Source organism: Anaerostipes butyraticus (assembly GCF_016586355.1).
Classification (GTDB): Bacteria; Bacillota; Clostridia; order Lachnospirales; family Lachnospiraceae; genus Anaerostipes; species Anaerostipes butyraticus.
In genome coordinates this window covers 59,958-75,249 of record NZ_BLYI01000023.1, presented here as the reverse complement: position 1 = coordinate 75,249, position 15,292 = coordinate 59,958, and the positions used below count along the sequence as shown (strand labels likewise).

Annotated in this window: 16 protein-coding genes; 3 read left to right on the top strand and 13 right to left on the bottom strand. The window is 44.5% G+C overall.

Annotated elements, in window-relative coordinates; all coding sequences use genetic code 11:
• Positions 1-5: 5 nt before the first annotated feature.
• Positions 6-1,145 carry a transposase gene (locus tag JMF81_RS04150; RefSeq protein WP_201310202.1) on the bottom strand — a complete coding sequence of 380 codons (1,140 nt, stop codon included), beginning with the start codon at positions 1,143-1,145 and terminating at the stop codon, positions 6-8.
• A 429-nt stretch (positions 1,146-1,574) separates the two neighbouring features.
• Positions 1,575-1,781: a 2-ketoisovalerate ferredoxin oxidoreductase gene (locus JMF81_RS04145; RefSeq protein ID WP_201310201.1), complete on the bottom strand. Its 207-nt coding sequence runs from the start codon at positions 1,779-1,781 to the stop codon at positions 1,575-1,577.
• A gap of 197 nt (positions 1,782-1,978) precedes the next feature.
• On the opposite strand from JMF81_RS04145, the gene JMF81_RS04140 reads away from it, so the two are divergent.
• The 3 genes from JMF81_RS04140 (at position 1,979) to JMF81_RS04130 (ending at position 4,083) form a co-directional block, all read left to right on the top strand.
• Positions 1,979-2,296 (top strand): helix-turn-helix domain-containing protein, encoded by a 318-nt coding sequence (locus tag JMF81_RS04140; RefSeq protein WP_015573094.1) that lies wholly within the window; start codon positions 1,979-1,981, stop codon positions 2,294-2,296.
• 376 nt (positions 2,297-2,672) lie between these two features.
• Positions 2,673-2,864, top strand: a complete 192-nt coding sequence (locus JMF81_RS04135) for a DUF3173 domain-containing protein (protein WP_015573093.1) — start codon at positions 2,673-2,675, stop codon at positions 2,862-2,864.
• 37 nt (positions 2,865-2,901) lie between these two features.
• The gene (locus JMF81_RS04130) at positions 2,902-4,083 is read left to right on the top strand and encodes a site-specific integrase (protein ID WP_015573092.1); all 1,182 of its coding nucleotides are present in this window, start codon (positions 2,902-2,904) and stop codon (positions 4,081-4,083) included.
• A 77-nt stretch (positions 4,084-4,160) separates the two neighbouring features.
• Here JMF81_RS04130 and guaA read toward each other — a convergent pair whose 3' ends face one another.
• From guaA to dnaX, 11 genes are all read right to left on the bottom strand, one after another.
• The gene (guaA, locus tag JMF81_RS04125; RefSeq protein WP_201310200.1) at positions 4,161-5,708 is read right to left on the bottom strand and encodes a glutamine-hydrolyzing GMP synthase; all 1,548 of its coding nucleotides are present in this window, start codon (positions 5,706-5,708) and stop codon (positions 4,161-4,163) included.
• A 77-nt stretch (positions 5,709-5,785) separates the two neighbouring features.
• Entirely contained in the window at positions 5,786-6,970 is a 1,185-nt protein-coding gene (gene metK / locus JMF81_RS04120) for a methionine adenosyltransferase (protein ID WP_201310199.1), read from the bottom strand.
• Between the two features lie 126 nt (positions 6,971-7,096).
• Positions 7,097-7,738: a phosphate-starvation-inducible PsiE family protein gene (locus tag JMF81_RS04115; RefSeq protein WP_201310198.1), complete on the bottom strand. Its 642-nt coding sequence runs from the start codon at positions 7,736-7,738 to the stop codon at positions 7,097-7,099.
• A 16-nt stretch (positions 7,739-7,754) separates the two neighbouring features.
• On the bottom strand, positions 7,755-9,050 hold the full coding sequence (locus JMF81_RS04110; protein ID WP_201310197.1) for a UDP-N-acetylglucosamine 1-carboxyvinyltransferase: 1,296 nt from the start codon (positions 9,048-9,050) through the stop codon (positions 7,755-7,757).
• A 91-nt stretch (positions 9,051-9,141) separates the two neighbouring features.
• Entirely contained in the window at positions 9,142-9,645 is a 504-nt protein-coding gene (locus JMF81_RS04105; protein ID WP_201310196.1) for a shikimate kinase, read from the bottom strand.
• Positions 9,626-10,222: a flavin reductase family protein gene (locus JMF81_RS04100; RefSeq protein WP_201310195.1), complete on the bottom strand. Its 597-nt coding sequence runs from the start codon at positions 10,220-10,222 to the stop codon at positions 9,626-9,628. Before JMF81_RS04100 ends, JMF81_RS04105 begins: the two co-directional genes overlap by 20 nt.
• Positions 10,223-10,231: 9 nt before the next feature.
• Positions 10,232-10,648, bottom strand: coding sequence for an HIT family protein (locus JMF81_RS04095; protein WP_201310194.1), 417 nt, complete (start codon positions 10,646-10,648; stop codon positions 10,232-10,234).
• 347 nt (positions 10,649-10,995) lie between these two features.
• Positions 10,996-11,592 (bottom strand): recombination mediator RecR, encoded by a 597-nt coding sequence (gene recR, locus JMF81_RS04090; protein WP_201310193.1) that lies wholly within the window; start codon positions 11,590-11,592, stop codon positions 10,996-10,998.
• A 6-nt stretch (positions 11,593-11,598) separates the two neighbouring features.
• Positions 11,599-11,952 carry a YbaB/EbfC family nucleoid-associated protein gene (locus tag JMF81_RS04085; RefSeq protein ID WP_201310192.1) on the bottom strand — a complete coding sequence of 118 codons (354 nt, stop codon included), beginning with the start codon at positions 11,950-11,952 and terminating at the stop codon, positions 11,599-11,601.
• A 48-nt stretch (positions 11,953-12,000) separates the two neighbouring features.
• Positions 12,001-13,566, bottom strand: a complete 1,566-nt coding sequence (gene putP, locus JMF81_RS04080) for a sodium/proline symporter PutP (RefSeq protein ID WP_201310191.1) — start codon at positions 13,564-13,566, stop codon at positions 12,001-12,003.
• Positions 13,567-13,622: 56 nt separating this feature from the next.
• Positions 13,623-15,218, bottom strand: a complete 1,596-nt coding sequence (gene dnaX, locus JMF81_RS04075) for a DNA polymerase III subunit gamma/tau (RefSeq protein ID WP_201310190.1) — start codon at positions 15,216-15,218, stop codon at positions 13,623-13,625.
• Between the last annotated feature and the right edge of the window lie 74 nt (positions 15,219-15,292).

Here is a 15,292-nt window from a genome sequence, read left to right as displayed (position 1 = left end):
CCTCCTTAACACTTAACGGCGCCATATACATCAAACTCCTTCCAGTCCATGGCAAGGGCCCTGGTCAGGTTTTCCTCCATCCGCAAAAGCTGGCTGCCGGTAAATCCCTGGCAGGCGGCATAGAAGGGTGCCTCGTTCATGGCATAGTAAAGGTCATGGGCCGTGCAGGTCTGTTCCCCGTTCTGTGCCACATACATCTCCACCACTTCATTACGGATCGCCGCTTTGATCTTCAGCTTTTTCATCAGTAACTTTAAGCAGTTCACCGGGTTATGGATCTCAATTTCCAGAAGCGCTGCCAGACGTTCTGTGGCATCCTTGTATCTTGCATACACCTCTTTCAAATTGTTGCGGTAATCCAGGATTGTGCTGTGGTTCCTGTGCGCCAGAGTGATCGGGCTTCCCAGGCTGAGCGTATGGTTGTTCCCGTCTGTCAGCAGCATAGGATACAGATTGACACCGCTGGCTGCAACATCAGAAGTGGTCAGGCGCAGCGCCGGCGTAAGATTCTTTCTGCTTACTCCGTACCGGTCCAGCGCATCCCTGTAGGTGTCCAGAAGCTCCTGGTTCCCGGAAAGCGTCCACATGGCACTCATGACGGAATGGTCATAGGTTCCGGAGCCTTCCAGATAAGCGCTTCCCTTGAAATTCGTGTGCAGATATTCGCTGGTCATCTCAAAGATTGCTTTCATGTCCAGTACGCTGTAATCATGGGCGTCTCCCCCGTGGACTGCAGAGACTTTTCCATCCGCAATCTTGATGAGGCATTCCCCTTTCGCTGCTTTCAGGCAGCAATTCACAACCTTTGCATAAGTTGCCAGATCCAGCTTTCGCAGGCCGTCCCCGCCAATACCGGCACGTCCTAAGATTGTCTGGATCGCACAGTTCCGGACCGGATATGCCTCGCCTCGTACCTTCAGTACAAGCCGGGTGTGCTTTTCCGTATCCTTCAGGATCTCCTCCATCTCTTCGTCTCCGTTCTCCAGGTTGCCCGCCTCTTTTTCGAGCGGCACCAGCCGGAGGGCACGGATGGGCTTGCGGATCCACTCTGAGGCTTTCCCTCTTCTTGAAAGAAAATCAAGCATCTCCTCCGCCGTGGCAAATGTCTTTTCAAAACCATCTGCGTAAACCATTGTTTCATTCATTGTTTCTTCCACCTTTCTTTAAAATATTTTTCCATAAACAGCCGAAGCTGATTGTGGCAGGCCACACACATACACAAAAATCCGGCAGAAACATTTTCTTCCGGATAAACGGCAATAAAAAAGGATGAGAAGAGAAACCTCTTGTTTTCTCCATTCATCCTTTTCCAATCTGGTTCTTCACCGATAAAACAAAAAAAGTGCCACACAGCCATTTCAGGCATACGGTGACACTTCACTACAAACATAAACAACTTATGCCGGGAAAAGCTCCTGCTTTTCCTCTTCATGTACGGGATTTCTCAAAATCCCAAAACATGATCCCCCGCCGGGGAACGCATAAAAAAGAACTATATCAGTATAGTAGCACAGGATATAGGTGCTGTCAATTTGTTTTATACTATATATGGTATCAATAACGGTATAAATATCCTATTTTGTGGTTTTTGTTCTCTCCTCGCTGACAAACGTGATCTGTCTTGCCATAAATTCCTCACAGCTTGTCAGAGTTTTTCCATGCTTCTTCTGCTCCTCACTGGCATTTTGATTACATCGTTCTTCAAAGATACATCCCTCACAGTTGTTTGCCAGCGCCCTGCGGACCCATTTCAATTCTTCCTGCGTACCTATGATTTTCATTAAAAACACCTCATTAACATCATACCCTAAAACAGCGCTTCTATCACATTTTTTTGCAATCAGGTATATAGCAGTAAATTCCGGTTATATTCCGTAATATAAGCATTTATATAGTGAATAACTCTATTTTATTCCGTAATTTGCCGGAAGTAAATAGTTTAAAATCGAAGGAAGATGTAGGAAGAGAGGTGGATGACATGGAGAAAAAATTTATCGGTGACAGGATTACCGAACTGCGGATAAAAAAGAATGTATCCGAATATCAGATGAGCCTGGATCTCGGCAAAAACAAAAGTTACATCCAGTCCATTTCTTCCGGGCGCTCCCTGCCTACCATGGAGAACTTCCTGGAAATCTGCGAATATCTGGAAGTAACTCCCTGCCAGTTCTTCGATACAGCTCTTCACAATCTTCCTCTATACGAAAAAGCGGCTGACTTATTAAAGCAGCTCGACGATGAGGATATGATCGCTGTAATCAGTATACTACATCGGCTCGCTGCCAGACATAAATAATTTTCAGAGGCTGTCCACACGGACAGCTTTTTTTCTATTTTTTACACATTCTGCATTTTCTCCGCTATTTCCCTTACAAATGGCAAAATAGAGTACCTTGAAAATTTCATACCCTCCCGGAAGAGGGATACGGGTGCCTGCAGATAGTGCAGCATGATGCGTGCCTGCAGGCTTTAAGATTGCATAGCAACGCCGAAGACGCGGCTTGGGAAGGCGCAGGAACTGGCTTCCAGGGAGATAGAGAAAAACGGTATCTTAAACATAACTATAATTTATTTTTGCAAGAGGTATCTGAACCTAAAGACCTTTTACTCAAATTCTGGTATAATAATGAACAGGTATTGAGAATGGTACTCTGTTCATGGAAAGGAGGGTTATGGTTACTGTAACGAAATCAGATTTAATTGCACTTGGATATGGTCCTTCTTTTGCTGCTGACATTATTCGTGAGGCTAAAAAGTTAATGGTGGAAAAAGGACATACCTACTATCAGTCAAGAAAGCTGGACAGAGTTCCAAAAGAGGCCGTAGAAGAACTGCTCGGTATCAAACTTCCAGATGAGCAGTAATGACACACTTCTTGCAGAAATGTAAGGAGTAAACTTTATGGCAAAAGATCCAATTAAAAAAGCTGAAAACGGAACCTATTATTTCAGGGCAAACCTGGGCTATGATTCTGTAACCGGAAAGCAGATCCAGAAATACCGCAGCGGCTTTTCTACAAAAAAGGAGGCTCGTACAGAGTATTCCCGATTGGTGCTGGCGGCAGAAGAAGGACTGGCTATGGAAAAGAAACAGCCCTCGTTTAAGCAGTACATTGAGGAAATTTATCTTCCATGGTATAAAACGCAGGTCAAAGAAAGTACCTATAAAAACCGATTAAATACTATTGAAAAGCACTTTAAATTTTTTTACAGGAAAAAGGTTGCTGAAATAGAGCCGATTCATGTACAGGCATGGCAGCTGAAGCTGGCAAAAGAGTACAGTCCAAATTATGTACGGATTATCCAGGGCATGTTGTCGCTCGCTTTTGACCGTGCAATTATCCTTGGTCTTGCTTCAAAAAATCCGTCACGTATGGTCGGCAATATTAAGTCAAAAAAAGTGAAGATAGATTTCTGGACGCTGGATGAATTTCAGAAAGTCATTTCTCTTTTATACAAGGGTGACTACTATGAACATTATTTGTTCATCTGCTTCTGGCTCCTGTTCACAACAGGACTGCGGATCGGAGAGGCTGCTGCATTACAGTGGGATGACATTGATTTTGAAAGCGGAATAATCAGTGTAACCAAAACACTGTATTACAAATCAATGACGGAATACAAATTTGTGGAACCCAAAACATCTGCCAGTGTCCGAACAGTTGTGCTTGATGATGATACTATCAGGGAATTAAAAGAGTGGAAAGAAGTACAGAAAAAAGTTTTGAAAGACTGTAACTTTGTACTAAGCTACAATGGGATTCCCACCAGCAAGCATACCCTGCCAAGAGCCCTGGAAAAGCTGGCAGGGCTTGCCGGCGTTCACCGAATTAAAATCCATGCTTTACGTCATTCTCATGTTGCACTCTTAATCAGCATGGGGGTGAATCCATTGATCATTAAAGACCGTCTCGGCCACGAAAAAATCCAGACGACTTTAGGGACCTATGGACATCTATATCCTAACAGCAACTTTGAGGTTGCTAAAATGTTAGGCGGAGTTATTAACTTCACACCTGCTACGGAAAGCGTGGCTGATTACACACACAATCAGTTCACCGCTTCTTATCACAGGCAAATGTAAAAATGCAATGATAATGCAATCCAGAGGCACCGGTGCCGGAAAAGCCCGTAAATAAAGGCTTTCTGGCCCACCGCCGACTATTCGAACTCTATCGTTCCCGGCGGTTTGCTGGTCAGATCGTACATTACCCGATTGACTCCTTTTACTTCATTGATGATTCTTGTCATGACTTTATTGAGTACCTCATATGGTATCTCTGCTGCTTCTGCCGTCATGAAGTCAATGGTATTTACCGCTCTCAAAGCGACTGCGTAGTCATAGGTTCTTTCATCCCCCATAACACCTACGCTTCTCATATTTGTAAGTCCCGCGAAGTACTGTCCGATGCTGCGGTCCAGTCCTGCGTTGGCAATTTCTTCTCTGTAAATTGCGTCTGCATCCTGCACGATTCTTACTTTTTCCTCAGTGACTTCACCGATGATTCGGATACCGAGTCCCGGTCCCGGGAATGGCTGTCTGAATACAAGATATTCAGGAAGTCCCATTTCCAGTCCTGCTTTGCGGACTTCGTCTTTAAACAGGTCGCGCAGCGGCTCAATGATTTCTTTGAAATCAATATGATCCGGCAGTCCTCCCACATTGTGGTGGGATTTGATCACTGCGGATTCTCCCCCCAGTCCGCTTTCTACTACGTCCGGATAGATGGTTCCCTGTACAAGGAAATCCACTTTTCCGATTTTCTTTGCTTCTTCTTCAAAGACACGGATGAATTCTTCTCCGATAATCTTACGTTTCTGTTCCGGCTCTTCCACGCCTTTTAATTTATCATAATATCTCTGCTGTGCGTTGACGCGGATGAAGTTCAGGTCATACGGTCCTTCCGGTCCGAATACAGCCTCTACTTCGTCTCCTTCATTTTTACGGAGCAGACCATGGTCAACAAACACACAGGTCAGCTGTTTCCCGATTGCCTTGGAAAGCATAACCGCTGCTACAGAGGAATCCACTCCTCCGGATAATGCGCACAATACCTTTCCGTCTCCGACTTTTTCGCGAATCTTTTTGATGGATTCTTCCACGAAAGAATCCATTCTCCAGTCGCCGGAGCATTTGCAGACTTTCATAACGAAGTTGGAAAGCATTTTTGTTCCTTCTTCTGTATGCAGTACTTCCGGATGGAACTGGATTGCGTATAAATTCTTTTCTTTGTTTTCTGCGGACGCTGTCGGGCAGTCTGCCGTATGGGATGTTGTTACAAATCCCGGCGCAATTTTTGAAATATAGTCAAAATGGCTCATCCAGCAGATCGTGTTTTTGGATACTCCTTCAAAGATTGGAGATGTCTCATCATCTACGATGACTTCTGTCTTTCCATATTCACGAACCGGAGCTTTCTCAACTTTTCCACCCAGGATATGCTGCATCAGCTGTGCTCCGTAGCATAATCCGAGAACCGGGATTCCCAGTTCAAATAATTCTTTGGAATACGTTGCGGCTCCTTCTTCATAACAGCTGTTTGGTCCGCCAGTCAGAATGATTCCTTTCGGATTCATTTCTTTGATTTTTTCAATGTCGATCTTGTAGGAATAGATTTCACAGTACACGTTGCACTCACGAACGCGGCGTGCCACCAGCTGGTTATACTGTCCTCCAAAATCGATTACGATCACTAATTCGTTTTTCACTCATTCTCCTCCTAAGTTGCAGAATCATCCGGCTGTGCCGGCAGTGGTTTTGGAATCCGCAGGAATTCCTTTGTATCTTAATCGGCTTTCAGTATGTCAACTTTATCTAGTTTCTCCCATGGAAGATCCAGATCATTGCGTCCGAAATGTCCATAGGCTGCTGTCTGTTTGTAAATCGGTCTCCGAAGATCCAGCATCTTGATAATGCCTGCAGGTCTCAAATCAAAATGTCTGCGGATCAGATCCACCAGTTCCTGACTGCTCTTCTTTCCGGTTCCGAAAGTATCAACCATGATAGATGTAGGTTCTGCTACACCGATCGCGTAAGATAACTGGATTTCACATTTGTCTGCCAGTCCTGCCGCTACAATGTTCTTGGCCACATATCTTGCCGCATAGGCCGCAGACCGGTCAACTTTCGTGCAGTCCTTTCCAGAGAACGCTCCACCGCCGTGGCGGGCATATCCGCCGTAAGTGTCTACGATGATTTTTCTTCCGGTAAGTCCTGCGTCTCCATGAGGACCTCCGATGACAAAACGTCCTGTCGGATTAATATAGAACTTGGTCTCATCATCCACCATCTCTGCAGGAAGAATCTTGTCAAAGACTTCTCTCTTAATATCCTCATGAATCTGTTCCTGAGTCACATCAGGATCATGCTGGGTTGAAAGAACAACTGCTTCCAGGCGGAACGGTTTCCCGTCTTCATCATATTCCACAGTAACCTGAGTTTTTCCATCTGGTCTTAAGTACGGCAGAGTTCCGTCTTTTCTGACTTTGGTCAGCTGTCTTGCCAGCTTGTGGGCAAGTGAAATCGGATATGGCATATATTCATCGGTTTCATTGGTTGCATATCCGAACATCATTCCCTGATCTCCGGCTCCGATGGCATCCAGTTCTTCTTCACTCATTTCATGTTCTCTTGCTTCCAGCGCTTTGTCCACTCCCATGGCGATGTCAGAAGACTGCTCATCAATGGCTGTGATGACTCCGCACGTATCTGCGTCAAATCCGTATTTTCCTCTTGTATATCCAACTTCCCGTACGGTGTCTCTGACGATCTTCTGGATATCGACATAGGCATTGGTTGTAATTTCTCCCATGACCATAACGATCCCGGTTGTCGTACAGGTTTCACACGCCACACGGCTCATTGGATCCTGTTCCATCAGGGCATCTAAAATGGCATCTGAAATCTGGTCACAGATTTTATCCGGATGACCTTCTGTTACAGATTCAGATGTAAATAGTAACTTATCCATATCTTATCCTTTCTGCTGATTTTACTGAAACAACTGAACTGTTTCGATTTTTATATTTCTTTATTTTTATCTCATAAAATTCCAGAAGGATTCTGAGATAAAGAAAAGGCCCGAATCATTTCGGACCTAATGTTCTTTTGGCATAAACGGAACTGACCGGTCTCGGATAACCTCAATCTCCGCAATTCGTCCGTTGATCACTTTTTCAACGCGCAAAGCTCCGCCCAGGAAAAAATAACACTGCCCTACCTGAAATCCTCGTTCTCCCTTTTCAACATATTCTTCCATTAAATCTTCCAGGGTCTCTCCCTGAAATTCTTCCGGAATGCCCACATGAATCAGCTGATTGATATCTGCAATCTTTTGTGACGGCAGGAAAATGGTTTTATCCACATCATCAAATTCTCCAAACAAAAATTTTCTGATCGCAAATAAAATCGCAATGGCCAGGATTCCAAGCAGATTCTCAAGCGGCGTCGTATGTTCCACGATCATCTGACGGGCAATGGCAAACATCAGAACTTCCACCAGTGTATCCGGTGTATGTTTGCAGAGCATTTTGATAAACTCAATGCAGATCACCAGATTAAATGCCACTCCTACGAACCGGTAAATCTCATCTGTTCCCGGATGTTCCATCATAAGCTGGATCAGATCCCGTACCAGCCATATGGTTCCCCCGATCACCGCAATGGTTATGATTGCCGATAATATCAGTTCCACCCATTTTGAAATCTTGAACACTTCATTCTTCAGATATTGTCTCATGAAGGCAATTCTCCTCTTATCCTATTTTCAATTTGAATTTTGCAATTTCTTTTTCATCATTGACCATTTTGATTTCTCCGCCGAGACTTCTCAGTTTCTTTTCGAAATCTTCATAACCGCGGGAAATATATCCAATCTCGCTGACAGTTGTAAATCCTTTGGCCGCCAGTCCTGCGATGACCAGAGCCGCTCCTGCTCTCAGGTCCGGAGCTTCCACGTCAGCGCCGGTAAAGCCTTCCACTCCTGTGATGATGGCAGTTCTTCCATCAACCTGGATGGTGGCTCCCATCTTTGTCAATTCATCCACATAACGGAATCGGTTTTCAAAAATGCTCTCTGAAATGACACTGGTTCCGTTGGAAAGAGCCAGTGTAACTGCCATCTGAGGCTGCATATCGGTCGGGAACCCCGGATATGGCAGCGTTTTAATATTGGTAGATTCCAGACGTTTTGTCGCTGATACACGGACAGTGTCGTCAAATTCATCTACCTGCGCTCCAATTTCTGTCAGCTTCGCGCTGATTGCTTCCAGATGCTTCGGAATGACATTTTTGATCGTAATATCACCTTTTGTAGCCACTGCGGCTGTCATAAATGTTCCGGCCTCGATCTGATCCGGAATAATAGAGTACTGACAGTCTCCAAACCGCTCTACTCCGCGGATTTTGATCACATCTGTACCGGCTCCGCGAATCTTTGCTCCCATACTGTTTAAGAAGTTTGCAACATCTACCACATGCGGTTCTTTCGCAGAGTTTTCAATGATGGTATCTCCTTTTGCCAGAGACGCTGCCATCATGACATTGATTGTCGCTCCCACAGAGACAACATCCATGTAAATGTGACATCCTCTCAGTTCTTCCGCTTTCGCGCTGATCATTCCATTTTCAATCTCTATTTCTGCTCCAAGGGCCTTGAATCCCTTAATATGCTGATCGATCGGACGGCTTCCAATTTCGCATCCGCCCGGAAGAGCAACTCTTGCTCTCTTATATTTTCCAAGAAGCGCTCCTATCAGATAATAAGACGCGCGGATTTTTCGAATATATTCATTGTCTACATCACACTCTGGGTGAATTCCTTTTCCACTGATAATTACTTCATGTTTTCCAGTTCTATCAATCGTTGCTCCAATTCCTTCCATTGCCTGGAGCAGTACATTTATATCTCTTACATCAGGCATGTTGTCAATCATGCATTTTCCATCGGTCATAACTGCTGCTGCCAAAACCGGCAGTGCTGCATTCTTTGCTCCGCCGATGACTACTTCTCCAACCAGCGGGTTTCCGCCTTTAATGACATATTGTTTCATGATACACCTCAATTAATCTATATTATTAAACCTTAATTTCATCTTTTGGTAATTATTTTTAAAATCATACATTCTACATTATAACATAACTTTATAGCTTTTCAAATACTTTTTCCAATGAGCTGCCAATATCCAGTCCATCCAGCTCTACAGTCAGATCCGCGTATTTTTCATACAGCGGCGTCCTCTCACAATACAGGTCATATAACGTCTGATTTTTCTCTAATACAACACCTCTGGCATTTAAATCTCCCAGACGTTTTCTCACAGACTCAAAAGACAGTTTCAAATAAATTACTTTTCCTATTTCTCTGAAATGCTTCATCGCTTTCTCACTGTAAATCGCGCTGCCTCCCGGAGCGATGACGGCTCCTTTGGCTTCTATGGAAGCATTTACTTCTTCTTCAATCTTTTTAAATCCATCATTGCCGGCATCCGCAATGATCTCTTTCAGCAGTTTTCCTTCCCTCTGCTGAATCACCAGATCAGTATCAATAAATTCACAGCCTAATGCCTTGGCAAGAAGCACGCCGATGGTGCTTTTCCCGGCGCCCGGCATCCCAATTAACGTATAATTATTTTCTTTTCCCGCCATGCTGTTTTTTCCTCTTCTTTTTCTTCCTTACCGAATATCCGAATGTTCCTAACTGTTTTCCTGTCTCAAAATAACCGCCGTGGGAATAAACCAGAGGATTCGTCTTCTCCAGGGCAAATCTTCCGTTTTCTTCCATATATTCATCGTCTACCATAATATTCACAACTTTTGCCACAAACATATGATGAGATCCCAGCGGAATGATCTCTTCGACCCGGCACTCAATATTTACCGGACTTGCTGCCAGTACCGGCGCGTCTACTGCCTGCGCCTCTTCCTTTTCCAGACCCAGTTCTTTAAATTTATCCATATCTCTTCCTGAACGTACGCCGCAGAAATCAGTCGCTTTTGCCAGAGCCTTTGTCGTCAGGTTGATTACAAATTCTTTGCTGTTCTTGATCATATCATAAGAATGTCTCTCCGGCCTGACTGAAATGTAAGTCATCGGAGGATTCGTACAGATCGTTCCTGTCCATGCGATCGTCAGTACATTATCTTCTCCTCTGTCCCGGCAGGTGACCATCACTGCCGGCAGAGGATAAATCATATTACCTGGTTTCCATGAAATCTTGCTCATGACATTCTCCTACAACGCTTTGCGGATATCTTTGCGCAGCTGATCCATCTCTTCCGCGTCCATGGAATGTTCTTTCCATTTTACTGTTACATCATCGCCTTCATAGCGCGGAATCAGATGCATATGGAAATGAAATACGGTCTGTCCTGCGATTTCTCCATTGTTCTGGATGATGTTCAGTCCATCACAGTGCAGTACTTCTTTTAATGCCCTTGCTACGACCGCTGCCAGCTGGAATAACTTTCCTGCTGTCTCCGCATCAATATCATAGATATCTTTAAAATGTTCCTTCGGCAGAACCAGTACATGACCTTTTGTCGCTGGTGAAATATCCATGATAACTTTGAACTCTGAATTTTCATAAATCGTATTAGACGGAATGTCACCATTCACAATTTTACAAAAAACGCAATCTTCTTTTTTCATGTTCTGTAACTTCCTTTCTGCTTTATGTGTCTGTATCTGTGATGTATTTTATCTTATTGCTTCTTTTTTTTCAAGAAACCTGAGAGAATTCTTTTTTATTTAATACGTTGTAAATATAATATGCATTTTTTTAAAATTTCTTACAAAAGTTCACTTTTTGTTCACATTTTTGTTTTATAATAAACATCGTAAAGTAGTTAATACTTTCAAATCCTACCCCTCTTGAGGATGAAAATCCTCTCCTTATTGTTTTAAGAGAAAAAACCGGCGCAAGCCGGTTTTTTCTTTGTCCGAAATTAACCGCAGAAAAAAAGGAAGAATCACTTTTTTGGATTCTTCCTTTTTCTTTAAATTTCTGTACGTCCTTCCAAAGCCCGGAGCAGCGTCACTTCGTCAATATACTCCAGATCTCCGCCTACCGGAACTCCGCTGGCAATCTTGCTGACTTTGATTCCCGTCGGTTTTACCAGCTTGCTGATATACATCGCTGTTGTTTCTCCCTCCAGGTTTGAGTTGGTCGCAATGATCAGTTCTTTCACATTTCCCTGAAGTCTTGCCATCAGTTCTTTGAGACGAATATCATCCGGTCCGATTCCAAGCATTGGAGAAATCGCTCCGTGAAGCACGTGATAAACTCCGTTATATTTTCCTGTTTTTTCATAGGCCAGCAGATCTCTTGTGTCTTCCACCACCATGATCGTGCTGTGATCTCTTTCATCGCTGGCACAGATCGGACAGATTTCCTGATCTGTCAGCGTGCAGCATTCTTTGCAGTAATGCACATTTTCTTTTGCGCTGATGATCGTATCAGAAAGCTTCTTTACCTGATCCTTCGGCATATTGATAATATGAAAGGCCAGGCGTCCTGCGGACTTCGGTCCGATTCCCGGAAGTTTTCCCAGTTCTTCGATCAGCTGCGTAATCTGATTGCTGTAATATTCCATATCACTTTAGAATGGGAATCCGCCGCCCATTCCTCCTAAGCCTCCGGTAATCTTGCCCATACGCGCCTGGGAATCTTCTTCCATCTTGCGAAGAGCCTCATTGGTTGCTGCAACGATAAGATCTTCTAACATTTCAATATCATCCGGGTCTACCACTTCTTCTTCCAGAGTCACGGAAACAACTTCTTTCTTTCCGGAAACAACTACTTTCACAACTCCGCCGCCGGCTGTTGCTTCATATGTGGTCTCCTCTAATTCTTTTGTTGTATCTTCCATCTGTTTCTGCATTTTCTGGGCCTGTTTCATAAGCTGATTCATGTTGCCGCCCATTCCAGGCATTCCGCCTCTTCTTTTTGCCATTTCATTTCCCTCCTGAAAATTTTTATATCAATTAAATCACTGCCGTTTTTATTTTCCTGCCGCCTGCTCGAATTCTTTTATGATCTGCTCTGACGGTTCTTTGGTACAGAGAGATACGATCACAATGACGATACAGGAAATCACAAATGCCGGGAACAGTTCATAGATTGCGAACACTCCTCCCAGCGGACTTAAAAACCGATTCCATACAAATACCATGATTCCTCCGGAAAGCATTCCCGCAATCGCTCCTGCGCGGTTAATTCGTTTCCAGAACAGTGAAAACAGCATAACCGGACCGAACGTTGCTCCGAATCCTGCCCACGCAAAGGATACGATGGAGAAAATCACACTGTTTTCATCCCACGCGATCACAATACCGATCAATGCGATCAAAAGCAGTACAATACGTGATACTTTCATAACCACTTTATCATCTGCCTGATTTTTTTTCATGATTCCCTCATAAATATTTTTCGCAAACGCGGATGCCGCGATCAAAAGATAAGAATCAGAAGAACTGATCGTTGCTGCCAGGATTCCTGCCATAATAACTCCTGCCATTACAGCCGGAAGCAGTGCCTGTGAAAGAACCACAAATACATTTTCTGCTCCACCTGCTGTCAGCAGACTGGTCTCTGCAGGGAATAACGCCCTTCCGATCAGTCCGATCATAACGGCTGCTGACAGAGAGATAAAGCACCATACAGTCGCGATCCTTCTTGATTTCTTCAGTTCTTCTTCTTTCCGGATTGCCATAAACCGGAGAAGTACCTGCGGCACTCCAAAATAGCCCAGCCCCCAGGAAAGTGTGGAAATAATGGTCAGAAGCCCATAGCTTCCTGCTCCTCCAAACTGAGGAATTCCTCCGACAACATTCTGAACTCCTGCGGCATCCGTTTCCGGTGTCGCAATGGATGTCATAGAGAAATATCCCGGTATTTCTTTTGCGTTGGCGATCACTGCGTCAAGACCTCCGGCTGCGGATGTTCCAAGAATCAGGATCGTCAGCAGCGCGATTACCATGACTACTGCCTGCATAAAATCAGAAGCGCTCTCTGCAAGAAATCCTCCGATAAACGTATAGACTACAACAAACACGGCTCCTGCAATCATCATGGAATGATAAGAAAGTCCGAATAAAGTAGAAAACAGTTTTCCGCAGGTAACAAAACAGCTTGCTGCGTAAACAGTAAAAAAGATCAAAATAAAAATTGCGGAAATCGCAAGAATGATCTTTCTGTCTTCATGAAAACGGTTGCTCAGAAAGTCCGGCACCGTAATGGCATCTCCGGAAACCGCTGAATATCTTCTCAGACGTTTTGCTACGATCAGCCAGTTAACATAAGTTCCCAGCGCCAGTCCGACCGCTGTCCATGCGGCATCTGCAAGTCCGCACCAGTATGCGACTCCTGGCAGTCCCATCAGCAGCCATCCGCTCATATCTGACGCCTCTGCGCTCATGGCCGCAACCCACGGTCCAAGGGAACGGCCTCCTAAAAAGTAATTTTCTGAATTTGCCTGCGCACGTTTTGCGAAATATAAGCCGATTCCGATGACAACCAGCATATATCCGATCATCGCAAACAATATCTTTAGTGTATCTCCCGACATTTTAATCCTCCTGCTTTTTTAAGCAAATGAAGTGTGCACGCACACTCCATTCTGCCTTAGTCTTCAATTGTCACATCCATATGGATGCATCCCAGATCGATCATATCTTCCTCTGATTTTGACTGATCCAGTATTCCGACTTCCAGCTCGATTTCCCGGCCGGTCTGCCGGCTGATTTCCTGTTTCAGAGTTTCAATCCGCTCTGGCTTCTCCAGCAGATATCCGCTCTCCACATTCATTTCTTTTGGAAACATGATTTTCAACGCAGTTCCTTCTGTATTTACCATCAGGCTTGCTTTCTGAAGCGCAAACTTCATCTGCGGCGACAGATTTCTTCTGATATCTTTCCAGTGTCTGATCAGATCCGTCAGTTCTTCTGCCTTTGCCTTTGGCAAACGTTCTTCCAGAGTCTGTTTCTGCTCCTCCACGCTTTTTTGCGGTGACGGTTTTGCGGAAACTGAAACAGGCTCCTGCTGCACCCGGACTCCGTTTTTTATTAATTCCTTCATTTTTTCTTCCATCTGCCGAATCCTCTCCAGCAGACTGTTCTGATCTGTTTCCATCTGCGGTCTGCACATCTTCATCAGTTCTACCTCAACTAAAATCCTCTTGGATGTGGCATAGCGCAGCTCATTCAAAAGATCTGACAAAATACGGATATAGCGGATCAATGTGTTTTCTTTTATGCCCGCTGCTTTCTCCTGGAGCAGCTTCAGCTGATCCGTAGAAACTTCCAGTGCTTCACCTGCCGCGGTTCCTTTTCCGACCAGCAGCAGATTTCTCAGATACCACAGAAAGTCTGTGATAAATTGTGACCATTCCCGTCCCTGACTGGACACATCATCCAAAAGATCCATCATATCTGAAATATTTTCTTCCATAATGTAATCCAGCAGACGGCTGTATACCTGGATATCCACTGTACCGAGCACTTCCAGTACATTATCATACGTCAGTTTCTTTCCTAAATAAAAAGCGATGCACTGGTCAAGAAGACTGAGGGCGTCACGCATGGATCCATCTGCCATTCTGGCGATATATTCCAGCGCTTTATCTTCCACTTCCACCTGTTCCTGCTCCATAAGATCCGCCAGCTGCCGTTTGATGGTATCTGTAGTGATCCGATGGAAATCATACCTCTGACATCTGGACAGTATCGTAATTGGAATCTTGTGTACTTCTGTTGTCGCCAAAATAAAGATCACATATTCCGGAGGTTCTTCCAGAGTCTTTAACAGGGCGTTAAACGCTCCTATGGAAAGCATATGCACCTCATCGATGATATACACTTTGTATTTTCCCGAAGCCGGTGAATACTGTACCTGTTCTTTGATATCTCTGATGTTGTCTACGCCGTTGTTGGAAGCTGCATCAATTTCCATCACATTCATGGAGCTTCCCTCTATAATTTCACGACAGGTCTCGCATTCATTGCACGGTTCCCCGTCCTGTGGATTCTCACAGTTGACGGCTTTCGCCAGAATCTTGGCAACCGTGGTCTTTCCGGTTCCTCTGGTTCCGCAAAACAGATATGCGTGGCCAATTCTTCCGGTCCTGATCTGATTCTTCAGCGTCGTAACAATATGATCCTGTCCCTTCACTTCGTCAAAAGTCGTCGGCCGGAATTTTCGATATAAAGCCATATAAGACATGGCGCATGCCCCTTTCTTTCCAGTTTTTTCGCTTCTGCTATTGTACCATAATCGCAGATATTGTAAAAGGGAAA